The sequence below is a fragment of the Rahnella sikkimica genome, assembly GCF_002951615.1.
GTDB classification, from domain to species: domain Bacteria; phylum Pseudomonadota; class Gammaproteobacteria; order Enterobacterales; family Enterobacteriaceae; genus Rahnella; species Rahnella sikkimica.
Window position 1 is genome coordinate 423,638 of the sequence record NZ_CP019062.1, and the last position, 25,700, is coordinate 449,337.

The following is a 25,700-nucleotide window of genomic DNA, read 5'->3' on the forward strand; positions in this document are numbered from 1 at the left end:
GTTAATAACGATCACTGTTAATAACGATCACTGTTAATAACTACAGTGGTGAAGTATGCCAAGAAATCTGGCCAATGGCGATCTGCAATCAAATCACCTGCCGTGAATGTTTAGCCTGCTTATTTTCCTCTTCCTCCTAGGATGCGGAGCCAAGCGCGGCTATACTCTCTCGCTCAATGCGGCAGTCAATCTGCCCCCTCGAAGTAATCATCACTCGTTGCAGCCAGACGAACTGACAGTATTACGAATCGAACAACCCTGAACCCTGTCAGTTGCCCTGTTGCAGCGGCGGGGTCTTGTGTTTTATCAGTAACGCGATCACTCAGATCGCCACGAAGGCAAGACTATCCAATGCGTCTGGACAAGTTTCTATCTCAGCAATTAGGTGTAAGCCGCGCGCTCGTTTTACGTGAGCTGCGCAACAAACGTGTCACCGTTGACGGCGAAATCGTCAAAACCGGCTCGATGAAAATCAGCCCTGAACAGCGCGTCGAGTTTGACGGCAATGTGCTGGATCAAATCACCGGCCCGCGTTATTTCATGCTCAACAAACCGCAAGGTTACGTGTGTTCCACCGATGACCCGGATCATCCGACCGTGCTGTATTTCCTCGAAGAACCGGTGGCGTACAAACTGCATGCCGCAGGGCGTCTGGATATCGACACCACCGGTCTGGTGTTAATGACCGACGATGGCCAGTGGTCGCACCGCATCACTTCGCCGCGCCATCATTGTGAGAAAACCTATCTGGTGACGCTCGAAAATCCGCTGGCTGACGACACCGCCGCGCAGTTTGAAGCGGGCGTTCAGCTGCATAATGAAGATTCCCTGACCAAACCGGCGACACTCGAGCAAATCGAAGAGAAACTGGTGCGTCTGACCCTCAGCGAAGGCCGTTACCATCAGGTAAAACGCATGTTTGCGGCGGTCGGTAACCGCGTGGTCGCGCTGCACCGTGAGCGGATCGGCGAAATCGTGATGGATGAAGATCTAGAACCGGGCCAGTACCGGCCTTTAACTGAGCAGGAAATTGCCAGCGTTGGCGTTCCCACGCGCTAGTTTTTCTGTCAACTGGAGCAGCTGAAAGTGCAAGAAAAACCGGTATCCCACATTGGACTGATTTTCATCCTGGGATTGATATCGATGCTGATGCCGTTGGCTATCGATATGTATCTGCCAAGTATGCCCGTTATCGCCGAGGAATATGGTGTGGCGGCGGGCAGCGTGCAAATGACCCTCAGCGCCTATGTGCTGGGTTTTGCGATAGGGCAGCTGTTTTACGGACCGATGGCAGACAGCCTCGGGCGTAAGCCGGTGATCTTCTGGGGCGTACTTGTCTTTGCTGTGGCGGCCGGTGCCTGTGCGCTCGCGCAGTCCGTCGAACAGCTGGTGTGGATGCGTTTCTTGCACGGTTTAGCGGCGGCGGCGGCCAGTGTGGTCATTAACGCGCTGATGCGCGACATGTTCACCAAAGACGAATTCTCGCGAATGATGTCTTTTGTGGTGCTGGTGATGACCGTTGCGCCGCTGCTCGCCCCAATGCTCGGCGGCCTGCTGATGGCGATTTTCAGCTGGCACGCGATTTTCTGGGCGATGGCGATTGCGGCTTTGATCGCCGCCACGCTGGTGGGCGTTTACATCAAGGAAACGCTGCCCAAAGAGCGGCGGCAAAAATTCCATCTGCGCACCACCATCGGCAACTTCGTCTCCCTGTTCCGCCACAAGCGCGTGCTGAGCTATATGCTGGCGAGCGGCTTCTCGTTCGCCGGTATGTTCTCTTTCCTCAGCGCCGGACCGTTTGTTTACATCGAACTCAATCACGTTTCGCCGCAGCATTTCGGTTTCTATTTTGCGCTCAACATCGTGGCGCTGGTGATCCTGACGCTGATTAACAGCCGTAACGTGCGCCGTGCGGGCGCGGTGAAAATGTTCCGCTTCGGCCTGTTTGTTCAGCTGACGATGGGCATCTGGCTGCTGGTGGTCTGCGCGTTCGGGCTGCCGTTCTGGGCGATGGTGATTGGTGTGGCGGGCTATGTCGGCGTGATTGCGATGGTGACCTCCAACGCGATGGCGGTCATCATGGATGACTTCCCGCACATGGCGGGCACCGCGGCTTCGCTGGCCGGAACGATTCGTTTTGGTACCGGCGCGGCGATTGGTTCGGTACTCTCCCTGTTTACCGCCAAAAGCGCCTGGCCGATGGTCGGTTCGATGGCGTTTTGCGTGATTGCCGCCACATTGCTGTATCTTTACGCCAGCCGTCCGGCGAAAGGCGCGACATCAGCCACCTGATGTAAACTCCCCGGTGAAGGGGAGTTTATTCTTCTATCCCACGATCTCTGCTTTTATCCCCTGAACCCGGCGTGCCGCTTTGGCGCGGGCATATTCATCTGCCATCGCTTTAGCTTTTGCGCCGGGGATCAGCGCCATATCGCACTCTTTCGGCAACAGCGTCGTCACCAGCGCGGCAATCAGCAGGGACGCGACCAGCGCATAAATCGCCGTACTCTGGCCGTACAGGCTGACTAACACGCCAACCAGATATGGGCCGCAGAAACCCCCGAGATTCCCCAGACCGTTAATCACACCGCGGGCGCTGCCTGCCACTTCCGGCGTGGTCACTTTGCCCGGAATGGTCCAGAAGGCGCTGGTCGCGGCTTGCAGGAAGAACCCGGCACCGACCAGAAACCCGTAGGCCGCCATAATGTTATGACCAAACGTGACCGATGCGGCCAGACAGGCGGCGAAACCACACAACGGCAGGGCGATAAACAGGCGGCGTTTGCCGGTTTTATCGGACAGCACGGACATCGCCAGAATCCCCAGCATTGTGCCCACGTAAGGGATAATCGCCAGCATACCGACTGAACTCATGTCGCCGCCAGTCAGGTTTTTCAGGATGGTCGGCAACCACAGCGTGTAGCCGTAAATCCCGGTCTGGTAGAAGAAGTTAATGACGATCAGTTTGACGATAGATTTATTGCGAAAAACCTCTTTGAGCGGCGCGTTATTCACCGGTGCCAGCGCCCGCAGGGCTTCGCGTTCACGGTTTAATTCGGTGACCAGATAATCGCGTTCGCGCTCAGACAGCCATTTCGCTTCTTCCGGACGGTCGCTGATGGTGAACCACCAGAACAGCATGACCACGAAAGATAATGCCCCTTCGATGATGAACAACCAGCGCCAGTCGAGCGTATCCAGGATCAGGCCGGACAGCGGCGCGGTAATCATCCCGCCGAGCGGCGCGAACATCAGTACATACGCATTGGCGCGGCCACGTTCTTTATCCGGGAACCAGTTGCTGACCATCGTCAGCACCACCGGCAACATCCCGCCTTCCGCCACACCGAGCGCAAAACGCAGGAACAGCAGCTGATACTGGTTAGTGATAAAGCCGGTCAGAATGGAAATCACCGCCCAGGCAATCAGCGAGCAGGCGATGAATTTACGGCCGCTGCCGTGAACCGCCAGGCTTCCGCCGGGCACCTGCAAAAACAGATAACCAATGAAGAAGATACCGGCAGCCAGACCGGCCATTGAGGCGGTGATGCCTAATTCGGCATCCATCCCGCCGGGCATGGCGAAACTAATATTGACCCTGTCCATGAAGGAAATAATACAGGCGATAAGAATGGGCGTTATGACACGTAACCAGCGGGCCTTAGGAATTTTATTATTCATCGTCTTTCCTCTGTGTGCTTGTATCCGGCGATGACCTAATAAAAGCATTTTGAGGAAAGTATTTCGTGACAGGCGTCACGTTGAATTATGTTAAGAAAAGGTGTTACCCGCAACGTGATCCTGCACCGCAGTTGGCGTGCAGAGCGAAAGGCGGGGAATTGCGGAAAAGGACAGGTTAAATCGTGCCGCCGAGGGAAATCCGGTAGTGCAAATCGACACGCTCGATGGTAGGCAGATTATTGATTTTTTTAAGTAATATCTCGGCGACAACCTTGCCCATTTCAAAGCGCGGCGTAATAACGCTGGCCAGCAACGGCGTGGTCGCCAGCCCGATATCCAGCCCGTGAAAACCTGAAATCGCCATGTCCTGCGGGACGCGGATGCCCAGTTTCAGACATTCCTGTAACACGCCGACCGCAATATCGTCGTTGGTACACAAAATTGCATTGGTCTGGGGATACAACTGACGTGCCATCGATAACATTCCGGCACCGATAGACACCGATGAAACCTTATTCGGCGTGATATGCACCGGCGTCAGCCCGCGTTCAGTCATTGCCCGGCTGTAGCCCTGATAGCGTTTCTGGTCACGCGCGTCTGACATCGAACCGAAATACACCACATGCTCTTTGCCGCTGGCGAGCAGCGTATTCGCCATGTCATATCCGGCCTGCTGATTATCAAAACCCACCGCAATACGGCCATTCTGATCGTCGAGATCCATCACCTGCGCGACGGGAATTTCAGCCGCATTCAGATACTTATCGGCTTTGAGCGTATGCACGGAATCCGTGAGGATCAGCCCCGCCAGCTGATAACCGAGCAGGTTGATAATGTGTTCTTCTTCGCGGTCTTTGCTGTAATCGTAATTCACCACCAGCGTCTGGTAGCCGTGCGCGGACGTCACGGACTCAATACCTGCAAGCAAATCGGAGAAAATCTGATTGTTAAAAGAGGGCACCAGAATGCCGATGCGCGGCGCTTTGGCCGGTCCGCGGGCTTCTTCCAGCGGATAACCGACTTCTTCCATGACTTTGGTAATACGCTCGCGGGTTTCGGGAGAGACTTTTTCCGGCGTGCGCAGAAAACGGCTGACCGTCATCTTGGTCACATCTGCCAGTTGGGCGATGTCCTGTAATGTCACGCGCTGGTTTCTCATGCGGGTTTTCCCTGATCATTTCCCTAAAATATACCTGATTATTGAAACAGAAAGCGCCGGAGATTGTTATCAAAATGATGATGATCACATCGGGAGTAACAGGGTTTTTTAACATTCTTCAAAGTGATCTGCATCACAGTTTGGCGACGGGTAAACCGTTGTAGTGGGGCTAACTTTTTCTAAGCAGCTTTTTAATAAGGCCAACGTCATGACAAATCTCTTCTCACTGGATAACAAAAAGATACTGGTCACCGGTTCCACGCGCGGTCTGGGTTTCCTGCTGGCGAAAGGGCTGGCGCAGCACGGGGCGGAAATTATCGTCAACGGCACGCAGCAGGAATCTACCCAAAAGGCCGTTGAAGCGCTGCGGGCAGAAGGATTTATCGCGCACGCCGTGTCCTTTGATGTCACGAACAGCCAGGCGGTGAATCAGGCGATTGACCATATCGAAAAGACCATTGGCCCGATTGATGTGCTGGTGAACAACGCGGGGATCCAGCGCCGCCACAAATTTACCGATTTCCCTGAAAAAGACTGGGACGACGTGATTGCAGTAAATCAGAAGTCTGTTTTCCTCGTGTCGCAGGCAGTTGCGCGTTACATGATTACGCGCGAGCGCGGCAAAATTATCAATATCGGTTCGATACAAAGTGAGCTGGGCCGCGACACCATCACGCCGTACGCCGCCTCCAAAGGCGCGGTGAAAATGCTGACGCGCGGGATGTGTGTCGAACTGGCGCGCTACAATATTCAGGTGAACGGCATTGCGCCGGGCTATTTCAAAACCGACATGACGCAGGCGCTGGTCGATAACAAAGAGTTCTCCGAATGGCTGTGCAAACGCACGCCAGCCGCGCGCTGGGGCAATCCGGAAGAGCTGGTCGGCGGCGCGGTGTATCTGTCATCGAAAGCATCAGACTTCGTTAACGGGCATCTTTTGTTCATCGACGGCGGAATGCTGGCCGCAGTTTGATCCCCGTCATCCTTCAGGCAGCCTCTTCGTTGGCTGCGTTCGTTCACCCCGGTCACTTAGTGATCTAAGCTCCCGGGGATTCACTCATTTGCCGCCTTGATGCAACCCGAATGATTTAGGGGATGGGAAAGAAAATTATGAGCAAAATCGCACTGGTCACCGGCGGTGGCAGCGGTATCGGGCTGAGCGCCGCGAAATCGCTGGCGGGTATTGGTTTTACGGTCATTCTGGCGGGGCGCAATAGGGAAAAACTGGCGCAAGCCGTGACACAGTTTGCACCGGGGCAGGCGGTGGCGCGTCAGCTGGATGTGACCAGCCCGCAGTCGGTCGCCGCGCTGTTTGCGGATATTCAGGAAAGCTTCGGGCGGCTGGATTTACTGTTTAATAACGCCGGAAACAACGTCAAGGATGTGCCCATCGATGAGCTTGCTGTGGAAGACTGGCTTTCGGTGATCAATACCAATCTGACCGGCGCATTTTTGTGTACGCAGGCGGCGGTCAAACTGATGAAATTGCAGTCTCCGCAGGGCGGCCGCATTATCAATAACGGCTCGGTTTCTGCCCAGTCGCCGCGTCCGAATTCCGCCCCTTACACCGCCAGCAAACACGCCATTACCGGCCTCACCAAATCCACGGCGCTCGATGGCCGCGCATTTAATATTGCGTGCGGACAGATTGACGTCGGCAACGCCGCAACGGATATGGGCAATAAAGTACTGGCAGGGAGGATGCAGGCCGACGGGCATATTGCCGAAGAGCCGGTCATTGCGGTGGAGCGCGTCGGTGAATCCGTGGCGTTTATGGCCGGATTGCCGTTGGGCACTAACGTTCTGACCATGACGGTGATGGCCAGCGCCATGCCGCTGGTCGGGCGGGGTTAAGATTCTTTGTGTTTACCGCATTTAAAAAAAACGACCCGAACCGGGCCGTTTTGCATTTCATCTTTCCTGATTATGCCTTTCTGACTTTACGCTTTCTGCCGAGCCAGAAAATCAGCACCAGCAGAATGATCACGCCAATGACCATCGCCGGCGCCATGAACGGTTGCAGTTTTGCCAGAAGTGTCACCGGGCCGCCTGCGCGTAATACCGCCACATCCTGCGCGCTGACCTGAACGCCTGCGTTGCCGTAGTTTTTCAGCACATAGTTGGAGATCTCCGCAATCTGCTGGTCGTCGAGCTGACCTACATACGAACCCACGCCAAATTTCGGCATCAGAACATGATGGTCGCCCACCTGACGATCGACGCCGTAAAGAATGGCGGAAATCAGGTTCGACGCATTTCCGAGGCCGGTCGCGGTGTTGTTAAACAGCGACGGATACGCCTGATTCTTGCTGCCTGAGCCGTCCGGCTGGTGGCAGCTGGCGCAATATCCGCTGAACAATGCCGCACCGTTGTCGAGGGTTTTGTTCGCGTTAAACGGATGCGCGCCGCGCAGACCGTCTTCCACATTCACCGGATTACCGAAGGTATCTGCCGCCTGTGTATCGCGCGGATCGCGAACCGGCGTGCTGTTTTTCAGGTAGAAGGCAATCGCGTTCAGATCGGTGTCAGACATATATTGCAGGCTGTTTTGCACCGCTTCCGCCATACCGCCTGCGGCCTGGTTTTTCCCGGCGGTCCGGCCTGTTTTCAGGTATTCCACCAGCTGAGCCTGCGACCAGTTGCCGATGCCGCTGACCGGATCAGAACTGATGTTCGGCGCGTACCACGGACCGACCATGCCGCCCGCCAGCGGTTTATCCGTCACCGAACCCATCATCAGGTTACGCGGCGTATGGCACGTGTCGCAGTGTCCGGCACCGTTTACCAGATACGCGCCCCGGTTCCATTGCTCGCTTTTGGTCGGATCGGGCTTAAACGGCGTGCTGTCGAGATACATCAGGTTCCAGCCCGCCATCGCAATACGCATGTTGAACGGGAAAGGCAGGGCGGTTTCGGTATTCGGCTGTTCGACCGGCTTCACACCTTGCTGGAAATAGACATACAGCGCGTGCATATCGGCATCGCTCATATGGCTGTAAGAGGTGTAAGGCATGGCCGGATACAGATTTGCACCGTCCGGACGCACCCCTTCGCGCACGGCGCGGGTGAACTGTTCTTCGGTGTAATTCCCGATACCAAACGGCTTCGACGGCGTGATGTTGGTGGTGTAAATCGTGCCCATCGGCGAATGGATTTCATATCCGCCTGCGAAAGGTTTTCCCCCTTCGGGTGCCGTATGGCAGGCCTGACAGTCTGCGGCCGTCGCGACTTCCTGGCCCTGACGGACGAGTTCAGCCTGATTGTCCTGTGCGGCGGCAAAACCGCTCAGGGACGCACTTAACAGGCAGGCGGTGAGAAGTTTTTTCATGCTGCACCTGCCAGTTTTTTTGACATATCGTCGGCGGCTTTCAGCGCCAGCGCGGCCATGGTCAGCGTACTGTTCACCACGCTGGAAGACGGGATCGCGCCGCCGCCCGGTAACCACAGGTTGGCATGATCGTGCGTCCGGCAGTCGCCGTTGACCACGGAATCCTTCGGATCGTTGCCCATAATCGTGCCGCCCATGATGTGGTTGTTGGCGTTCAGGCTGGTAGTGATGTTGAATTCTTCCGCCATAAACAGCGAGCCGATGTGCTCAAGTTGTTTATGCGCCGCTTCCGCGCCTTTACGCACGTAATCGCCGACGTCGTAATGAATGTCCGGGCATGGCAGACCGTGCGGATCTTTACGGGTTTTGCTCAGCGTCAGGCGGTTATCCGGATCCGGCAACGGCTCCAGGCTGATGGACAAGTCCACCCCGAAGATAGAGCGGCGGCGGATTTCTTCGTCCAGCTCCTGACCCACCAGCCCCATCTGCAACGCTTTGGTCGTCGCCGGGATCACGCGGCTGATGTTGTTGAGGATCATTTTGTTGGCAGAATAATCTTTGCGGAAGTCACCGTCGCGCGGGCCGACCAGACAGCTGCTCTGCGCCGGACCACGGCCAATCCACAGCGGCTCTTTGGCGATGAACGTACAGTGGAAACCGGAGTGGTCCATCATGTTACGGCCCACGTGATCAGAGGAGTTGGCGATACCGTTCGGGTTTTTGTCATTGGCCGCCATCAGCAGCAGACGCGGCGTCTCAATGCCGTTACAGGCCAGCGCGAACACTTTGCCGGTCGCTTTGTGGGATTTTTTCTGGTTATCCAGCCAGTGAACCGCCGTCACATTGTTGTTTTCGTCGGTATCAATCTTGTAAACCACGGCTTCGGCCAGCACCACGGCACCTTTGTTTTCGGCGCGTTCGACGTGCGCGATACCGTTGTACATCGCGCCAATCGGGCAGATGGGCTGGCAGTTGTTATTGCCGCAACAGGTCGGGCGGCCGTTCCACGGACGGGTGCTTCGGCCCTGCGGAATGGGTACCGAGCGGTAACCGTGCGGGTTCACAATCTCGGCAAAACGCGTATCGCCATAGCCGTAAGGAACCTGTTCCATCGGATAAGGTTTGCTGCGTTCAGAAGGGGATTGCAGCTCAGGATCGTTCGGGCCTGCAACGCCGATTTCTTCTTCTGCGCGGCAGTAATAGGGTTCGAGTTCTTCATATGAAATCGGCCAGTCGCGGCCCACGCCGTAAAGCGTTTTCATTTTGAAATCGTTCGGAACATGACGCCAGCAGGATGCCGCCCAGTGCCAGGTGGTGCCACCGACGGTGCGCAGGTAACCTTGCTTGAAGCTGCCCGCACTCGGCCCGGTCAGATGAACGTAGTTATTTTCCGGGAAGTACAGCGGCGCCGGGGCGTTTTCTGACTGCGGATACAGCCCCTGAAAATCAGAGCCCGCACGGTTATCGAACGGCATGTTGCGCCAGTTTTCGACGGCCTGCGCACGCTCTATGCGTAATCCGGCTTCCAGCACCAGAACGGAATAGCCTTCGCTGACCAGCTGATCGGCAATCATGCCGCCAACGACGCCGGAACCGACAACAATCACATCAGCAGACGCATCGCCGTCTGCGGTAAATTCAGGTTTTTTCATCAGGCTTTGCTCACATCAGATTCTGAAGTACGGGTAAAACGATCGGCGTTCATGGATTCAGGCATGGCGGCATCAGGCGGCGCGGCGGTGAAGTACAGCGGGCCGTTGCCGCAGTAGGTCGGCACGATCAGGCCGTCGCTCACCGGGCGATACATCAGCGCCTCTTTATAGGAGACTAAAATGGAATCGATTCCATGTCCGACCGTGCCGGTATACCAGGCGGTGACGATGCTCGTCACCAGTTCGCCCAGACCGTTCTGCTGCGCGGCTTTCTGCAAATCTTTCGCGGCCTGCCCCGGTTTAACCAGTGCGTGCAGTTTGCTGACCTGAGCCGGGAAGTCAGGCTGCGAGCGGAAGAAGGCATTGAAAATCTGAGCCGACGTTCCTTCGCTGATATTTTTATGCTCGGTGATGGCCTGTGATAACAGATAGAACTGACCGAAGATCACCGGTGACTGCGTGGCGGTTTCTTTCTCCGCCTGGCTCAGGAAGGGAAAGCCGAGCAGGGTCGTTGCGACCATTGCGGAGGTCAGCCCTTTAAGCAGCTCGCGACGACTGAAACCGGTTCCATTTTTGATGTTATTGCTTGCCATGATTGAAGGATCGTTTTCCATCTCATTTCTCGCTGGGATTGGGTGTGAACTAAATAACTCAGGATTTGCTTATCTGATTCTTATTATATGTCGCTAATGTCGAGACTTATCAGTAGGTTGATGATGACCGGCTGTCTCTGCGATAGGGTATACCAGTAATAACGATGCGGATGATAAGCCAAAAAAGAAGAAATCGTGCAAACAAATTGTGCGGATTTATTAACATTAGATCCAGATTTTAACGTATGATGCGACGCCGTAAATTTTGTAACCAACTGGTTCATTTCAAAATGAAATTAACCCTGTGAAGCGCGGTGTGTAAAGTCAGGGTTGATTTTAATTGTTTGATTTTATGCTTTTTATTGACGTTTATGAGACGGCTGATAGCGTCGATTTGTATATTAAATGTAAATAAAAACGCAATGAAAAGTAGCGTCATTTGATTAAAGTGGTTGTGAATTAAGACTAAAAAGGTTACAAGTAAGCCAAAATGAGATCTGCCTCTCAGATTCATCGGGAGCGGTCATAAAAATAGCGGAGTCTGTAAGCTTGCACTGGAATAACGTTAATTTAATGTTAATTATTTGAGCAAGAAGTGGGCAAAGCACCGTGTCTCGGCTATAACTTAATCAGTGCAGTTGTAGCTATTTTGTAAAAATATCGTGTAGATGATTGGTTAACATCATTGTCTGGGGAACCACGTGAATAATACCCAACTTTCGGTAGTACATCGTTTGCCGCAAAGTTATCGCTGGTTGTCAGGTTTTGCCGGTATCAAAGTTGAACCGATTCCGCTGCCTGGTAACGAGGAAGATAACAATCTGATCGGCCTGAAACTGCTCAGCCATGAGGGCGAATTCGCCTGGCAGGTGATGCACCAGTTAACCGATGCCTTAGAAGATATTCAGGTCAAAGCGGCGATTGTTGAAATCGACGGCGAGCCGTGTTTATTCGTTCATCGTGAAGATGAAAGCGCGACCCTTTGCTGCCTGAAAAACATCGGCGCGGCGATCGCGGAATCTGTCACCGCACTTTATCCATTCTGAACCGCCTGATAACACCGTCAGGCGATTTGCGCCTGCGAATCGAACGCATCTGACGCACTCAGCAATTCGCGGGTATAAGCCTGCTGCGGCGCGGTAAAAATCTGCTCGCAATCTCCCTGTTCGACCACTTCCCCGTTCCTGAGCACCAGCAACTGATGACACAAAGACCGGACAACATGCAAATCATGGCTGATAAACAGATAGGTCAGGCCGTGGCGTTGCTGAAGTTCGCTCAGGATCGCCAGAATCTGTGCCTGCACCGATTTATCCAGAGACGACGTCGGTTCATCCAGAATCAGCATTTCGGGCTGTAAAATCAGCGCGCGGGCGATGGCAATACGCTGGCGCTGACCGCCGGAAAATTCAGTCGGATAACGGTGACGGCTCTGCGGATCCAGCCCGACTTCCTGCATCGCCCGTATCACTTCCTGTTCGCGCTCCTGCGTACTCACTTTCCGGTGAACCAGCAAACCTTCCGCAATAATCTGTTCCACGGTAAAACGCGGGTTCAGCGCTGAGAAGGGATCCTGAAACACGACCTGTATCCGGCTGCGGAACGGCAGCATTTGCTTGCGCGAAAACGTGTGCAGCGGCTGGCCGTCAAACCAGATTTCGCCCTGAGATCTCATCAGACGTAAAAGCGCCAGCCCGGTCGTGCTCTTTCCTGAACCTGATTCGCCCACCACGCCCAGACTTTCGCCGCGTCGCAGTTGAAAACTCACCTGATTAACGGCGTGTTTAACGCCGACGGTGCGCCGTAACAGACCGCGTTTAATCGGGAAACCCACATCGAGATTTTTCACGTCCAGCAAAACCGCAGGATCACCTTTCAGCGGCTGCGGACGCCCCTGCGGTTCGGCCTGCAACATATGTTGCGTGTAAGAATGCTGAGGCTGGCTGAAAAGCATGGCGCGCGGCTGCTGCTCGACCAGACGCCCTTGTTGCATCACGGCAACGTTATCCGCCAGACGCCGCACGATGCGCAGGTTATGGGTGATAAACAGCATCGCCATGCCCATTTCCTGTTTCAGCTCGTCGAGCAGAGACAAAATCTGCGCCTGAACGGACACGTCCAGCGCGGTTGTCGGTTCATCAGCAATCAGCAGTTTCGGCTTAGTCAGTACCGCCATCGCAATCATGACGCGCTGGCGTTCGCCGCCGGAAAGCTGATGCGGAAAATCGCGCAGACGGGACGCCGCCTGGCGGATACCCACACGATCCAGGCAGCTTAGGATTTCGCTGCGCGCCGCATCACCCCGCAGACCACGATGCAGCGTCAGCACTTCGGTCAGCTGCTTTTCAATGGTATGCAGCGGATTCAGCGAAACCATTGGTTCCTGAAAAATCATCGAGATCTGGTTACCGCGGATCTGGCGCAGGGCCTTGCCGTCGGCTTTGAGCAGCGACCGGCCTTCAAACAGGATATCCCCTTGCGGATACACGGCGACAGAAGGCAGAAGGCGCAGCACGGACAGCGCGGTTACACTTTTGCCGGAACCGGATTCCCCCACCAGCGCCAGCGTTTCGCCCGCATGAATATTCAGGGAGACATCGCTGACCACTTCGCGTTGCTGATTTCCCTGACGAAAAGCCACGCTCAGGTTGCGGATTTGCAGTAAAGAGTCCGTCATCTCAGAGCGCCTCGCCGTGATGTGCAGAAGGGTTGAAGGCATCGCGAACCGCTTCACCGATGAAAATCAGCAAGGACAGCAGGGATGCCAGCACGACGAACGCACTGATGCCCAGCCACGGCGCCTGCAAATTGTTTTTGCCTTCCATCAGTAATGTGCCCAGCGAAGGCGAACCCAGCGGTAATCCGAAACCGAGGAAATCCAGCGACGTCAGCGTGGTGATGGAACCGCAAAGAATAAACGGCAGATACGTCAGCGTGGCGACCATCGCATTCGGCAACATATGACGCCACATAATGGCCCGGTCGCTGACGCCCATCGCCTGTGCTGCGCGGATGTAATCAAAATTACGGGTGCGCAGGAATTCGGCGCGGACGACACTGACCAGCGTCATCCAGCCCGAAAGCACGGTAATCAGCAGCAGCCACCAGAAGTTGGGCTGCACCACGCTGGCCAGAATAATGATCAGGAACAGCGTCGGAATGCTGGACCACACTTCGATAAAACGCTGACCAAGCAGGTCGATCAGCCCGCCGTAATAACCCTGCGTGGCACCGGCAATAATGCCGATCACAGAGGTCAGCACGGTGAGGAAAATGCCGAAGAACAGCGAAATCCGTAAGCCGTACAGGATCTGCGCCAGCACGTCGTGCCCGTTGCTGTCGGTGCCCAGCCAGTTTGTCGCCGAAGGCGGGGAAGGGAAGGGCTGCGTGGTCGAGAAATTAATCGAGTTATAGCTGCTGCGCACCGGTGCCCAGAGGACCCAGCCGTGATCTTCCAGCTGTCTGAGCACAAACGGATCCTGATAATCCGCCGGTGTTTCCAGCTCGCCGCCAAACGTGGTTTCGCTGTAATTCACCATGAAAGGCACATACCAGTGCCCCTGATAACGCGCCAGCAGCGGCTTATCGTTGGCGATGACGTTGGACAGCAACACCAGAACCAGCAGAACCATAAAAATCCACAGCGACCAGAAACCGCGCCGGTTTTGGCAAAAACGCGCCCAGCGCGCCTGAGTGACGGTGCTGAGTCTGAAGAGTCTCACGGTCATCAGTGACGGCCCTCGAAGTCGATACGCGGGTCAACCAGCGTGTAAGTGATGTCGCTGACGATATTGAGCAGTAAGCCAATCAGCGTGAAAACGTAAAGCGTGCCGAAAATCACCGGGAAGTCACGCTGGACGATGGCGTCATAGCCCAGTAATCCTAAGCCTTGCAGGGAGAACATGACTTCAATCAGCAGGGAGCCGGTGAAGAACATGCTGATAAACGTGGCCGGGAAACCGGCAATCACCAGCAGCATGGCGTTGCGAAAGACATGTCGGTACAAGATCTGCTTCTCGTTCAGCCCTTTCGCCCGCGCGGTCACGACGTACTGTTTGCTCACCTCATCCATAAAGGAGTTCTTGGTCAGCATGGTCAGCGTCGCGAATCCGCCAATGACCGTCGCCAGCACCGGCAGTGTCACATGCCAGAGATAATCGGTGATTTTCCCGTACCACGGCAGCGTGTCAAAATTCGGCGACGTCAGCCCGCGCAGCGGGAACCAGTCGAGATAACTGCCGCCGGTAAACAGAACAATCAGCAGGATGGCAAACAGAAACGAAGGTACGGCGTAGCCGATAATAATGAATGAGCTGCTCCAGGTATCAAACCGCGAGCCGTTGCGTACCGCTTTGCGGATGCCCAGCGGAATCGACACCAGATAAATAATCAGCGTGCTCCACAAACCGATGCTGACAGACACCGGCAACGCACTTTTCACCAGCCCCATGACGGTTGAGCCGCGAAACAGACTGTCGCCAAAATCAAAGCGCACATAGCTGGAGAGCATGTCGAAATAGCGGACGTGCAGCGGTTTATCAAAACCAAAGCGATGGGTAATCTCGGCGATAACTTCAGGATCCAGCCCGCGTGCCCCGCGGTACTGGCCTTCGCCAAACTGTGCCACGCCGGGCGACGCTTTTCCGTTACCGCTGTTACCGGCAGAATTCGGCAACCCGCTGGATTGGCCCATTTCGATGGCCGCGATGGCCTGATCCACCGGGCCGCCGGGCGCAATCTGCACGATAAAAAAGTTAATAGTGATGATGGCCCAAAGCGTTGGGATCACCAGAAGCAGTCGTCTTATGAGATAAGCGGCCACATTGTGCTCCTCAGCGGCGTTGCGCAGGCAAACGCGCTGCGCGGTTCATGTCGTACCACCACGTATCCAGCTCCATCCCGTTGGACGGAGTGACAGCAGGCATCGAAAATTTATCCCAATAGGCATAGCGTTCGTGATGGGTGTACCACATCGGGATCATGTACATATTCCAGGTCAGCACTCGATCCAGCGCATGGCCGAGCGAGAGCAGCGCGTCCGGTTTACCCTGATTGGCGGCGATTTCATCGGTGAGTTTGTCGATGGCCGGATCGCTGACGCCCGGTTTGTTGTAAGTGGAATCCAGATATTTGCTGTTCCAGTAAATCTGTAAATCGCTGCTCGGGTAAGACATCGCCGGATAAACCGTCGGGATCATGTCGTAATCGCGCTGGCGCATGCGGCGGACAAACTGAGAATTGTCGACTTCACGAATCGACATATTGATCCCCAGACGCTGCAAATTATGCTGGAACGGCAGGACATACTGCGAGTTCCCCCCGCTGGGCAGCAGCAGTTCAAAAGTAAACGGCTTGCCGGTTTTGCTGTTCACCAGCACCTGATTTCTGACTTCCCAGCCTGCTTCTTTCAGCAGCGCGGTCGCCCTGAGAAGATTTGTCCGGTCATTGCCGCTGCCGTCCGTGCGCGGCGGTTTATACAACGTGCTGAACACTTCAGCCGGAACCTGACTCTTGAGCGGCCCGAGCCACGCCAGTTCCGCCACGTTCGGGTAATCTTTCGCCGCGTACTCGGTATTCTGGAAATAGCTGTCAACGCGCTGGTAGGCATCGAAATAAAGCGCTTTGTTCATCCAGTCAAAATCAAAGGCCAGCGTCAGGGCTTCGCGCACCTTGCGGTCAGCAAACTGAGGACGGTGAATGTTGAACGCCAGCCAGCGCGTGTCCTGCGCGGCCTGGTTTTCCACATCGGCCTTCACGATAAAGTTTTTGCTGAAATTGCCGCCCTGATACTGCGTTGACCAGTGCTTTGGCGAGGTTTCCATACGGAAATCAAATGCGCCGGATTTGAAAGCTTCAAGGGCGACATTGTCATCGAGATAGTAATCGTAGCGGATCGTATCGAAATTATAGCGGCCACGGTTAACCGGCAGATTGGCGGCCCAGTAATCCGGCACGCGCGAGTAAGTGATGAACTGACCGAGCTTATAGTCGCTGACACGATAAGGCCCGCTGCCCGGCGGTGGCGTGCTCAGCGGCTCATTGAACTTATGTTTTTCCCAGAATGCCTTTGGCAAAATGGGCAGGCCGAGCAGCCCCAGCATCATGTCCTTGTCGGCTTTCGGCAGCACCATGCGCACCGTCAGCCGTGAGATGGCTTTAACTTCCACACCTTTATAAACCACCCGGAACTGCGGAACGCCTTCGGTCATGAATTTTTTGAACGTGAATTCGACATCGCTGGCGGTGATCGGCGTGTTGTCATTGAAACGGGCACGGGGATTGATATCCACTTCCACCCAGCGGTACTGGCTGTCGTAACGGGCGGAATCGGCAATCAGCGGATAGTAGCTGCCGATTTCGTCACTGGATGTGGTGAAAAGCGGGTCGTAAAGAGAACCGCTGCGCATCGCCGGATTGCCGCGCGAGGCGAAACGGTTGAAGTTGTCATAGGTACCGATGGCAGCCAGCGTGATCTGTCCTCCCTTCGGCGCGGCGGGATTGACGTAGTCAAAACTGGTGAAGTTTGAGACATATTTCGGTTCGCCCAAAATAGCGAACGCGTAGCTGTCTTGTATGACCTCGGCCTGTGCGCTGAGACTCAGCAAACACAGCGCAACGGCAAGCACGCGAGAAAACATCCTGGATCTGCACTCCTGTGATGACGACAGCATGGTGCGGACACGATTGCCGCAGGCTATTGTTCAGTGGTAATCAATTGATCGCTAAGACCTTGTAACACAACAGTCCCAGTTTTCATCCCTGATTTCGGCCTTTTTATCATACTCAGAGGCAGACGGCTAAAAGAAAAGTGGAACAAAAGGGACAAAGCTCGCGCAGATTAGATCTGGTAGGTCGCGTCTTTCTCGTTGAAATCACGGATGAAATTCATCAGTACGCTGATGCCCAGCGGTTTGCTGTAGAGATAACCCTGGAGGTAAGTCACGCCGTGATTACGCAGATATTGCGACTGCAACTCCGTTTCAACGCCCTCAGCCACCGTCTTGAGTTTCAGTTCTTCCGTGAGTTTGAGGACGGTATCCAGAACAGGCGCGATAAGCGTTTTCTGGTCAATCGACATGACAAATCCGCGATCAATTTTTAAATAATCGAGGGTAAACTTTTCCAGATAAATCAGCGCGCTGTGGCCGGTCCCGAAATCATCAATAGCAATTTCTATATTGTGGAAGCGCAGCCAGTTGAATTCACGCAGTGCGCCTTCGGTATCAATCATTCCGCGTTCTGTAATTTCGAAAATCACCTGAAACGCGTTTTCCGGCAGAGCCTCGATAAAATTCAAAACGTCGTCGTGGAAGCTGACCCGGTTCATGTGATGCGGAGAAATGTTGATGCTCAGTTTGGATTTCTCAGGAAACGCATGTTGCAACTGATGCGCGTCGGTCGCCACCATCGACATCATATGCTGCGTCAGCTCAACAATCAGGCCCTGCGTTTCAGCGTAACCGATGAAAATTTCCGGCGGAATACGTCCTTCAATCGGATGTTGCCAGCGCAGCAGGGCTTCCAGACCGGTGATTTTCAGGGTTTTAGCATCAATGACCGGCTGGTATTCGACAAAAAACTCTTTGTTTTTGAGGCCGCGCAGAATTTCCCTTTCGGCGCTATGCCAGCTGAGCAGGCTGAAATAGATCAGCGCGCACACTAACAGACTGAGTAACAACCCGCCGAGCAGGGTGAAACGAATGTTCTCGGCGGTCAGGGAAGGGGTATAAAGGCGCAACGTAAAAGGAAGGGTGTCGGGCTTGATTTCCGTAAAATGGTCCTGGGGTAATTTACTCACAGGAATGAGTGCATCTTCGGAAGACGTGAGGGCGCTGTCACCGATAAGCAGGGCAAAACCGCGATAACCGTCACCGGGCAGGGCAAAAAGCATATACGGCGACAGGGTGAGTTCTAAGGTCGCAATTACGCCATCATTCGACGCGCCGGGATTACGCTGCCAGACAATGATCACCGGGCGATTCGGCACTGCCGGTGTCCCCATTTGCAAATCAATACTCATCATTTTATCGAAATCAATATCATGCAGTGAGCGGTTGGCTGGAATGTTCTGGTTGCCGGAAGCGGAAGAACAGAAAACCATGCCATTGCGAACCAGCTGAAAATCGCGCACGCCAATACTAAACGCCGCATCACGGTTAATTTCACTGGCAATCGAAGGGCAGGATTCGGAAGTCAGCAGGCCAATCCTGCGCATGGTGTCGGTTAACTGATGAAAATAGCGGATGCTGTATTGCGCTGTTCTTTCTACGATTTGGTTCTGCTCGCGGGCGTTATTGGCTTTAATGACCGTCAAAGTGACGATAAAGAATAAAATGAAGAACAGCACTGAAAAAAGGAGGCTTCGTATTAAATAACGGCGCTTGGGCAATACGGTGTGTGTGAGCGCCGTTTTTAAACCCATGTGTTTTGTCCTTTTTCTCGCTGATGAAGTAAAAGTATAACGTAGTTAAAAAACACCATTGGCTAAATACACTTTATTACGGGCATAAAAAAACGCCATCCGGAGATGACGTTTTTTTATTCGCTTGATATGGGACAACAAGAATTAAATCAGGGGGTAACGGAATCAGCCGTTAGCCAGAACTCTTCTTGCTTCGCGGTATCGCTTATTCCAGTAAGTTTCGTTCAGATTTGAAATCATTACACCCGCACTGGTGGATGCATGAACAAACTGATCATTACCTAAATAAATCCCGACGTGACGCCCTGTTGAGCCCGCGCCGAACAATACCAGATCACCCGGGCGCAGTTTAGAACGCTGGATTTTCTTACCTTTTTCTTCCTGTTCATACGTTGAACGTGGAAGGTCCATACCAAATTGTTCGCGGAATGTTACCTGTACGAACGCTGAGCAATCGATACCACGCTTGCTGTCACCGCCTAACCGATAACGAACGCCTTTCCAGCCAGCGTACTGATCCATGATTTTGGATTTAACGTTGACGTTACGAACCATTGCTTCGAATTCATCCTGAGAGGCTTGCAGTAGAAGACCGTCTTTGTCATTTACTGCACGCATATCAGTTTGTGCGTTTTCTGTGTTCGAAGAATGTATACCACTACACGCAGAAAGAATAATTGCTGCGCCAATCGCGGGTATCAGCCGCGTGATATATCTCAGAAACGGTTGAGACTTGACCATTATTGTTGTTATCCCTTGCTGTCCTTAACGATGAAATCGTTATTAAAATTATCAAACCAAGCGAGACTACCTGCCACGATCAGATGGGACAAACACCTAACCGGGAAAATGTGCGTCAGAGCACGCTTTTTCATTCAAACAGGGTGTTTTTGCCACATTTCTGTGCAAGCGTTTCGGAGAGTACCGTAATGAATAAGGGATTGCGAGAGGTTTTACCGGATTTTTTATAAGAAATTGTGATGTAAGATGATGTAAGTAAACATGTTAAAAATGGTGTGTTATTTTTATACTAATTTGGGTTAAAACCGCATCACAAGCGGGTTTTCGAGCAATAATCCAGCAAAGTATATCTGGAAATTGTCTGGAAAAAAGACCAGACAGAACAAAACCTTCTGCCCGATCATAATTAAATAATATGTGTGGGGAAATTAAGCCACCGCGTTAGGATTTTTTTTACCGGGGAGCTTTCTCTCCAGCCAGTGAATTAATACATCACTGGCGGGCGTCATCAGCCACCAGCTTGCGCCGACCAGCACCACAGACAATGAACCTACCGCGATATCCGTAAACCAGTGCGCCCCAATCATCACGCGTGGCAGTGAGAAGATGACGGTGATCACCAGCGCAATCACGAAAGCCGTTTTGCTCAGATACCGCAACATAAAGCAGGTAAAAATAATCAGCATCATGCCGTGGTCGCCGGGGAAGCTGTCCGCGGACGAATCTTTGGTCGGGATCCCGGTCAGCTGGCTGACGCGGTTGACGCCTTCAAAACTCAGCGACGGGCTCTTATGGCTGACCGGCAGCAAATGCCCAAGCTGATTGAGCACCACCGCAGTAAACAGCATAACGAAACCGATAATAATGTAACGACGGCGACCCGCGTTGTCCTGTTTCAGGAAAAAGCTCAGATAGAGCAGCCCCATTGCCAGCAGGGAAATCGCGTCGAAAGCCCGGTTATTGGTCACTGCAACCAGGTGCAGGAATCCGGCATCTGTCGCCAGGTGACGGTTGAAAAAGAAAAAAATCGACTTATCAATCGGAAACCAGAAACCGTGGTTTACCGGTAAATAGAAAGATAAGAAAAGGGCAACGCCCAATACGTTGAGTATCAGGATTGCGGGAATGTTACGGCGCCACATATCAGGAAAGCCTATTGTTAGCAGGGTAAGTATTAATTTGGTCGGCGTTAACTTAATCCGATCAACTTAAACGAATCTTCAACAAGGTGGATTGTAATGTGTTCCATTGTGCTTTATCGCGAGTAATCAGCTCAATTCTGCTGTCTGAGGGCGCCGCCGGTTTGGTTTCAATCCGCAGGTCATCTCCCTGACGGTTCACCATTAACGTCCCTTCTTTAATTCGCAGCAGGCCTTTCACACGATCAACCGGTGCCTGGCGTACCCAGTCGAGAATGCCTGCCGTCTCAAATACGGTGTCCGCATCGAAAATCCATCCGCAGCTGGTGTAACCGTCGGCTTCGTTCAACGCCCGACGCCAGCGCCGGGTTTCCGGCAGGCTCAACGCGGCCAGCCCGCGCGCAGAAACCTGCGAATGATGATGTTTGCCATCGGGCAACTCGGCGATATTGCGACGAGGTAAATCGAGCAGGGCGGGGTCAATTTCTCCCTGAGTGGCAATCACCAACTGACGTCCGTCGCCATTCTGACTGAACCACGCGTCCAGCGCCTGATTGTCCAGCGCCTGCGTTACATCAGATTTATTGGCGACAATGACATCCGCCGAGGCGAGCTGATCGCGGAAGTTTTCATTATTGATGACGCGCTGATCGCTTAACTGGCGAGGATCCATCAGGCATAACGTCGCGTTGAGCGTCAGCCAGTTTTTGTAAACGTCAGACGTTAATAAAGAAAGGATCTGTTTCGGATGGCCCAGCCCGGTGGGTTCAATCAGCAGACGATCCGGTTTTGCCTGCTGCAATAACATATTGAGGCCAACCTGCATCGGCAGGCCGTTAACGCAGCACATGCATCCGCCGGGAATTTCTTTCAGCACTGCGCCGCTGTCGGCCAGTAATGCTCCGTCAATGCCGACCTCACCAAATTCGTTTACCAATACAGCCCACTTTTCTCCCTCAGGCTTCTGAGCCAGCAAATGGCGTAGCGTCGTTGTTTTTCCGCTGCCCAGAAAGCCGGTGATCAGGTTGGTTTTGGTCATTTTCACGCGTCCTTTTTAAAAAATTCACACGCCAATGTGCAATTTCGATTTAAGAAAATCCAGCGTTGTGCCGATGGATAACATGGATTGCTTAGTTTTGACGTCGCGGCACCCCATTATTTTGCGCCAAAAAAGGGTGCGCATGGGTTTAGATGTATTAATGTTAAATGGATGTATCGTGAATTTTAAAAATGTAAATTCAAATGAGGTGTCACCATGAACAGAACCAAATGGATGCTGTTTTTGGGAGTTTTGGCCTCAGGGATGATGCAGTATGCCAGCGCAGGTTCGACCGGTACTATCCATTTTTATGGCGCAATTGTTGAAGGTGGGTGTAACTTTAAAACCGGTGGAAATCAGCTGGTCAGCAACTGTGAGCGGGGCGGTGCGCAGGTCACTCAGACGCGTCAAATCAGCACCTCGAACCCGCTTTCTTTTAATCTTCCGCTGTCTTTAGGACACGTTACGACGCAGCAGGTCAACAACAATCCTCATCTGGCGATTATGACGGTGTCATACAACTGAAGCCGGATAAATGATGAGAATTATTGATTAGTTTATTGCCGGACATTTTCCCCAGTCGTTGAATAAGGTGAAAGTGGCCCGACAACTTTGAAAACTGGCTGGCCCAATTTTGATCGGGCCGTCAGTTTTCCCCTTCGGTTCTTCCCCCTTTGTGCCCGCATGTTATAATTTTTCTTCTGTATCAGGCATTCTGTGCGGCTCAAAAAGCCGTTTCAGGTGTAGGACCAATTTTATAGCATCACCAGCGGGGCGACACTATGCGACTTTATCAGGAGATTGGCAGCCATCTGCGCCGTGATATCCATGCCGGAAAATACGCCCCTGGCGACCGTCTGCCTCCGGAACGTGATATTGCTGAATCTTACTCAGTGAGTCGCAGCGTGGTGCGTGAAGCGCTGATTATGCTCGAGCTTGAGAAAGTCGTTGAAGTCCGTAAAGGTTCCGGCGTTTACGTCTTGCATCAGCCTGACGTTTTGCCGACGGAAGACGCCGACCGTGGCTACGGCCCGTTTGAACTGTTGCAGGCGCGGCAATTGCTGGAGAGCGAAGTGGCAGCGTTTGCGGCCATGCAGGCCACCAAAACTGACATTTTGCAAATGCGTGATGCAATTGAAGCGCAGAAAAGTTGTATTGCACGCGGTGTTTCGGACGATGTTGAAGATCAGCGTTTTCATGCCCTCCTGGCGCAGGCATCGCAAAACAGTGTGCTGGTCAAACTGGTGGATGATTTATGGCAAATCCGTCAGCGCAGCGCGATGTGGGAGGGTATTCATCAGCACGTCGGGGATAAAAACTACAGTCAGATATGGCTTCTGGATCATCAGGCCATCCTGCAGGCTGTATTACGACGTGATGCCAAAGCCGCGAAACAGGCGATGTGGCAGCATCTGGAAAATGTGAAAGATATGCTGCTCAAAGTCTCAGATGCTGATGATCCGTCTTTTGACGGCTTCCTGTTTTCATCCGTGCCGTCCGAACTGAACGACTGATCCTGTGGCACAATGAGAAACGGCTGCCGGAGCAGCCGTTTCTTCATACGATGGATTTTCAGCCCACGTATTTCGCGACGGTTTTCTTCGCGCCAATTCTTTGCAGATCGGCATAGGCATTCAGAATAGCCTGCACCACTTTTTCTTCCTGCGGCAATTGCTCACCAAATACGCCCGTCAGCGCCAGTAACGCTCTGACACGCGGCTCGCCATCTTCAGTCGATGCCACAATTTCAGCCAGAGTTTCAGCCATCGGATCTTTAATCTCGACAGGCTGACCGGCATCATCAGTGCCGCCAACGTAACGCATCCAGCCTGCAACGCCGAGCGCGAGTAATTCATACGAACCGCCGTTTTTTACATGCCAGCGGATGGAATCGAGCATACGTTGCGGGAGCTTCATGGTCCCGTCCATGGCGATTTGCCAGGTACGGTGTTTGAGGGCTGTGTTGCAGTAACGGGCAATCAGGCTGTCGGCATAAGCTGTGAGATCCACGCCTTCAACGCTCAGCGTCGGTGCCTGTTCGTGTAACATCAGACGATGGGCTGCAGCTTTATAATTCGCATCTTCCATGCAGTCGTTGATGTGCTGATATCCGGCCAGATAACCGAGATAAGCCAGGAACGAGTGGCTGCCGTTCAGCATCCGCAGTTTCATCTGTTCAAACGGCAGAACGTCAGAAACCATCTGCGCACCGGCTTTTTCCCAGTCCGGACGGCCTGCAACAAAGTGATCTTCCACCACCCATTGAATGAACGGTTCGCAGGCAATGCCGCACGGGTCAGTCACGCCGCCCAGCGCTTCGGTGATTTCTTCCAGTGTTGTATCGGTGGCCGCCGGAACGATACGGTCAACCATGGTGCTTGGGAAAGAAACGTTCTCAGTGATCCACTTCGCCAGTTCAGCGGAGCGGGCTTTCGCCATACCCAGAACGGCGTTTTTGACCACCAGACCATTTTCAGGAATGTTGTCGCAACACAGCACGGTAAAGCCGGACAGACCGCGCTCATGGCGCAGACGCAGGGCTTCCACTAACACGCCGGGTGCTGTGCAGGGGGCCTGACCCCCGGCCAGATCCTGCTGAATTTTTGGGTTTTGCAGATCCAGCTCGCCGGAGCCGGGTTCAATGCAATAGCCTTTTTCGGTAATGGTCAGCGAAACGATCGCTACCTGCGGCTCGGTGAGTTTTGCCAGCACGGCATCCAGTCCGTCGATCCCGCCGTGGACTGACTCATGCGCGGAGCCGACGATAATCGCCTGATTGCCTTCCGCACCTTTTTCCAGCACGGTAAAAAGATGATCCTGCACGCGTAAACTTTTGATTAACGACTCATTGCCAAACAGGCTGACTTCACAGATCCCCCAGTCGCCGCCTTGCTGGTTTAACACCCGGTTGGTCAGCAATGCCTGATGGGCGCGATGGAAAGCGCCAAATCCGAGATGAACAATGCGGCTTTTCAATACGTCACGATCATAACCAGGTAATGACACTGCTGCTGGCAGGGACGCTGTGGCAATAGTTTTCATGCAATACTCCAGGCAAGTCAGAAATTGATAAATTGGTCAGGCCAAATTGGAGCTGTTTACCCGTCAGTGGAAAAATATGCTGGATAAAGCGACGATTTAAGCCGAAATCAGGCTTTAGAGTGTAAAGTCATATGATAGAAAGGGGAATTGGTAAGTCCAGATAGCCACTCATTTTGTGATGCAGATCGAGTGTCTGAGATATTTGTGAGGGGAAATGCAGAGCAAAAAAAGGAACGCCGTGGCGTTCCCTTAAAAAGTGGGCGGATGAGGTTAGTCAGCGCGGCCCATATAACGACGTTCAGCAACATGAATGCGGATTTTGTCGCCGGAGCTCAGATATTCTGGCACCTGAATATTCAGGCCGGTGGACATCACCGCCGGTTTGGTTCGTGAACTGGCAGACGCACCTTTGATGCCCGGCGCGGTTTCAACAATTTCCAGATCCACAGTCTGTGGCATTTCCAGCGCCAGCAGCTGGCTGTCCAGCGTCAGAACCATCATACCCTGCAAACCTTCTTCCGGGATGAACAACAGTTCTTCTTCAATCTGCGCTTTGTTGAAGGTGTAAGGCGTGAAGTCTTCGTCATCCATAAAGATGTACTCATCACCGTCAACGTAGGAGAAATTCACCTTACGGCGGGTCAGGGTCACGGTGTCGAGAATGTCGTCACCCTTGAAGCGTTCTTCTACTTTGCCGCCGGTACGTACATCGGCGAAACGCATTTTGTATAAGGTGCTGGCACCACGGGCGCTTGGGCTCTGCACATCAATGTCTTTTACCAGCAGCAATTTGCCGTCGTAGTTCACAACGAAGCCGCGTTTAATTTCGTTAGCACGTGCCATATAAATAACCTGTCAGCAGAGAGAATAATAATTTTCGACACGTTACCCGCGCCGCTGAATT

22 protein-coding genes are annotated in these 25,700 nt (G+C 53.4%); 7 read left to right on the top strand and 15 right to left on the bottom strand.

The features are described from left to right. Nucleotides 1-351: 351 nt before the first annotated feature. Together rsuA and BV494_RS01940 are read left to right on the top strand one after the other, a co-directional pair. The gene (rsuA, locus tag BV494_RS01935; protein ID WP_104921323.1) at nt 352-1,059 is read left to right on the top strand and encodes a 16S rRNA pseudouridine(516) synthase RsuA; all 708 of its coding nucleotides are present in this window, start codon (nt 352-354) and stop codon (nt 1,057-1,059) included. A gap of 27 nt (nt 1,060-1,086) precedes the next feature. Continuing rightward, a complete protein-coding gene (locus BV494_RS01940) occupies nt 1,087-2,292 on the top strand; it encodes a Bcr/CflA family multidrug efflux MFS transporter (RefSeq protein ID WP_104921324.1) in 1,206 nt (401 codons plus the stop codon). Between the two features lie 33 nt (nt 2,293-2,325). Here the strand turns inward: BV494_RS01940 and BV494_RS01945 are convergent, their stop codons facing one another. Both BV494_RS01945 and BV494_RS01950 read right to left on the bottom strand, forming a co-directional pair. After that, on the bottom strand, nt 2,326-3,681 hold the full coding sequence (locus BV494_RS01945; RefSeq protein ID WP_104921325.1) for an MFS transporter: 1,356 nt from the start codon (nt 3,679-3,681) through the stop codon (nt 2,326-2,328). 175 nt (nt 3,682-3,856) lie between these two features. Then, nucleotides 3,857-4,840 (bottom strand): LacI family DNA-binding transcriptional regulator, encoded by a 984-nt coding sequence (locus BV494_RS01950; RefSeq protein WP_104921326.1) that lies wholly within the window; start codon nt 4,838-4,840, stop codon nt 3,857-3,859. 208 nt (nt 4,841-5,048) lie between these two features. Here BV494_RS01950 and idnO point away from each other — a divergent pair, with 208 nt between their 5' ends. Then, nucleotides 5,049-5,813 (top strand): gluconate 5-dehydrogenase, encoded by a 765-nt coding sequence (gene idnO, locus BV494_RS01955; protein WP_104921327.1) that lies wholly within the window; start codon nt 5,049-5,051, stop codon nt 5,811-5,813. A gap of 137 nt (nt 5,814-5,950) precedes the next feature. Then, nucleotides 5,951-6,694 (top strand): SDR family oxidoreductase, encoded by a 744-nt coding sequence (locus BV494_RS01960; protein ID WP_104921328.1) that lies wholly within the window; start codon nt 5,951-5,953, stop codon nt 6,692-6,694. Nucleotides 6,695-6,764: 70 nt separating this feature from the next. On the opposite strand, the gene BV494_RS01965 is transcribed toward BV494_RS01960, so the two are convergent. The 3 genes from BV494_RS01965 to BV494_RS01975 are packed head-to-tail and all read right to left on the bottom strand — an operon-like array spanning nt 6,765 to nt 10,434. Then, entirely contained in the window at nt 6,765-8,168 is a 1,404-nt protein-coding gene (locus tag BV494_RS01965) for a cytochrome c (RefSeq protein ID WP_104921329.1), read from the bottom strand. Beyond that, complete coding sequence (locus BV494_RS01970; protein WP_104921330.1) at nt 8,165-9,820, bottom strand: GMC family oxidoreductase; 1,656 nt, start codon at nt 9,818-9,820, stop codon at nt 8,165-8,167. Before BV494_RS01970 ends, BV494_RS01965 begins: the two co-directional genes overlap by 4 nt. Next, entirely contained in the window at nt 9,820-10,434 is a 615-nt protein-coding gene (locus tag BV494_RS01975; protein WP_104921331.1) for a sorbitol dehydrogenase family protein, read from the bottom strand. Before BV494_RS01975 ends, BV494_RS01970 begins: the two co-directional genes overlap by 1 nt. Before the next feature lie 680 nt (nt 10,435-11,114). Here BV494_RS01975 and BV494_RS01980 point away from each other — a divergent pair. Next, nucleotides 11,115-11,459 (top strand): YejG family protein, encoded by a 345-nt coding sequence (locus BV494_RS01980; protein WP_104921332.1) that lies wholly within the window; start codon nt 11,115-11,117, stop codon nt 11,457-11,459. Nucleotides 11,460-11,476: 17 nt separating this feature from the next. Here the strand turns inward: BV494_RS01980 and yejF are convergent, their stop codons facing one another. From yejF to BV494_RS02020, 8 genes are all read right to left on the bottom strand, one after another. Beyond that, nucleotides 11,477-13,090 carry a microcin C ABC transporter ATP-binding protein YejF gene (gene yejF / locus BV494_RS01985; protein WP_104921333.1) on the bottom strand — a complete coding sequence of 538 codons (1,614 nt, stop codon included), beginning with the start codon at nt 13,088-13,090 and terminating at the stop codon, nt 11,477-11,479. Nucleotide 13,091: 1 nt separating this feature from the next. Beyond that, nucleotides 13,092-14,141 carry an ABC transporter permease gene (locus tag BV494_RS01990; RefSeq protein ID WP_104921334.1) on the bottom strand — a complete coding sequence of 350 codons (1,050 nt, stop codon included), beginning with the start codon at nt 14,139-14,141 and terminating at the stop codon, nt 13,092-13,094. Beyond that, nucleotides 14,141-15,235, bottom strand: a complete 1,095-nt coding sequence (locus tag BV494_RS01995; RefSeq protein ID WP_104921335.1) for a microcin C ABC transporter permease YejB — start codon at nt 15,233-15,235, stop codon at nt 14,141-14,143. Before BV494_RS01995 ends, BV494_RS01990 begins: the two co-directional genes overlap by 1 nt. Nucleotides 15,236-15,245: 10 nt before the next feature. Then, a complete protein-coding gene (locus BV494_RS02000) occupies nt 15,246-17,051 on the bottom strand; it encodes an extracellular solute-binding protein (protein ID WP_104921336.1) in 1,806 nt (601 codons plus the stop codon). A 200-nt stretch (nt 17,052-17,251) separates the two neighbouring features. Then, the gene (gene pdeN, locus BV494_RS02005; RefSeq protein WP_226790009.1) at nt 17,252-18,835 is read right to left on the bottom strand and encodes a cyclic di-3',5'-guanosine monophosphate phosphodiesterase PdeN; all 1,584 of its coding nucleotides are present in this window, start codon (nt 18,833-18,835) and stop codon (nt 17,252-17,254) included. A 165-nt stretch (nt 18,836-19,000) separates the two neighbouring features. After that, the gene (gene mepS, locus BV494_RS02010; protein WP_104921337.1) at nt 19,001-19,576 is read right to left on the bottom strand and encodes a bifunctional murein DD-endopeptidase/murein LD-carboxypeptidase; all 576 of its coding nucleotides are present in this window, start codon (nt 19,574-19,576) and stop codon (nt 19,001-19,003) included. A 428-nt stretch (nt 19,577-20,004) separates the two neighbouring features. Next, complete coding sequence (locus tag BV494_RS02015) at nt 20,005-20,718, bottom strand: phosphatase PAP2 family protein (RefSeq protein ID WP_104921338.1); 714 nt, start codon at nt 20,716-20,718, stop codon at nt 20,005-20,007. Between the two features lie 61 nt (nt 20,719-20,779). After that, complete coding sequence (locus tag BV494_RS02020) at nt 20,780-21,754, bottom strand: CobW family GTP-binding protein (protein ID WP_104921339.1); 975 nt, start codon at nt 21,752-21,754, stop codon at nt 20,780-20,782. Between the two features lie 216 nt (nt 21,755-21,970). Here BV494_RS02020 and BV494_RS02025 point away from each other — a divergent pair, with 216 nt between their 5' ends. Together BV494_RS02025 and BV494_RS02030 are read left to right on the top strand one after the other, a co-directional pair. After that, a complete protein-coding gene (locus BV494_RS02025; RefSeq protein ID WP_104921340.1) occupies nt 21,971-22,279 on the top strand; it encodes a YmdA family protein in 309 nt (102 codons plus the stop codon). Nucleotides 22,280-22,536: 257 nt separating this feature from the next. Beyond that, a complete protein-coding gene (locus BV494_RS02030; protein WP_104921341.1) occupies nt 22,537-23,268 on the top strand; it encodes a GntR family transcriptional regulator in 732 nt (243 codons plus the stop codon). 58 nt (nt 23,269-23,326) lie between these two features. Here BV494_RS02030 and BV494_RS02035 read toward each other — a convergent pair whose 3' ends face one another. Continuing rightward, a complete protein-coding gene (locus BV494_RS02035; protein ID WP_104921342.1) occupies nt 23,327-24,796 on the bottom strand; it encodes a mannitol dehydrogenase family protein in 1,470 nt (489 codons plus the stop codon). Nucleotides 24,797-25,066: 270 nt separating this feature from the next. Then, nucleotides 25,067-25,639: an elongation factor P-like protein YeiP gene (gene yeiP / locus BV494_RS02040; RefSeq protein WP_104921343.1), complete on the bottom strand. Its 573-nt coding sequence runs from the start codon at nt 25,637-25,639 to the stop codon at nt 25,067-25,069. Nucleotides 25,640-25,700: the final 61 nt, after the last annotated feature.

Coding starts and splice junctions, on each gene's coding strand:
- BV494_RS01965 (WP_104921329.1), bottom strand. CDS start 8,168: ATGAAAAAACTTCTCACCGCCTGCCTGTTAAGTGCGTCCCTGAGCGGT.
- BV494_RS01970 (WP_104921330.1), bottom strand. CDS start 9,820: ATGAAAAAACCTGAATTTACCGCAGACGGCGATGCGTCTGCTGATGTG.
- idnO (WP_104921327.1), top strand. CDS start 5,049: ATGACAAATCTCTTCTCACTGGATAACAAAAAGATACTGGTCACCGGT.
- BV494_RS02000 (WP_104921336.1), bottom strand. CDS start 17,051: ATGTTTTCTCGCGTGCTTGCCGTTGCGCTGTGTTTGCTGAGTCTCAGC.
- BV494_RS01990 (WP_104921334.1), bottom strand. CDS start 14,141: ATGACCGTGAGACTCTTCAGACTCAGCACCGTCACTCAGGCGCGCTGG.
- BV494_RS02025 (WP_104921340.1), top strand. CDS start 21,971: ATGAACAGAACCAAATGGATGCTGTTTTTGGGAGTTTTGGCCTCAGGG.
- BV494_RS01950 (WP_104921326.1), bottom strand. CDS start 4,840: ATGAGAAACCAGCGCGTGACATTACAGGACATCGCCCAACTGGCAGAT.
- BV494_RS02030 (WP_104921341.1), top strand. CDS start 22,537: ATGCGACTTTATCAGGAGATTGGCAGCCATCTGCGCCGTGATATCCAT.
- BV494_RS01975 (WP_104921331.1), bottom strand. CDS start 10,434: ATGGAAAACGATCCTTCAATCATGGCAAGCAATAACATCAAAAATGGA.
- mepS (WP_104921337.1), bottom strand. CDS start 19,576: ATGGTCAAGTCTCAACCGTTTCTGAGATATATCACGCGGCTGATACCC.
- pdeN (WP_226790009.1), bottom strand. CDS start 18,835: ATGGGTTTAAAAACGGCGCTCACACACACCGTATTGCCCAAGCGCCGT.
- yeiP (WP_104921343.1), bottom strand. CDS start 25,639: ATGGCACGTGCTAACGAAATTAAACGCGGCTTCGTTGTGAACTACGAC.
- BV494_RS01945 (WP_104921325.1), bottom strand. CDS start 3,681: ATGAATAATAAAATTCCTAAGGCCCGCTGGTTACGTGTCATAACGCCC.
- BV494_RS02020 (WP_104921339.1), bottom strand. CDS start 21,754: ATGACCAAAACCAACCTGATCACCGGCTTTCTGGGCAGCGGAAAAACA.
- rsuA (WP_104921323.1), top strand. CDS start 352: ATGCGTCTGGACAAGTTTCTATCTCAGCAATTAGGTGTAAGCCGCGCG.
- BV494_RS02015 (WP_104921338.1), bottom strand. CDS start 20,718: ATGTGGCGCCGTAACATTCCCGCAATCCTGATACTCAACGTATTGGGC.
- BV494_RS02035 (WP_104921342.1), bottom strand. CDS start 24,796: ATGAAAACTATTGCCACAGCGTCCCTGCCAGCAGCAGTGTCATTACCT.
- yejF (WP_104921333.1), bottom strand. CDS start 13,090: ATGACGGACTCTTTACTGCAAATCCGCAACCTGAGCGTGGCTTTTCGT.
- BV494_RS01960 (WP_104921328.1), top strand. CDS start 5,951: ATGAGCAAAATCGCACTGGTCACCGGCGGTGGCAGCGGTATCGGGCTG.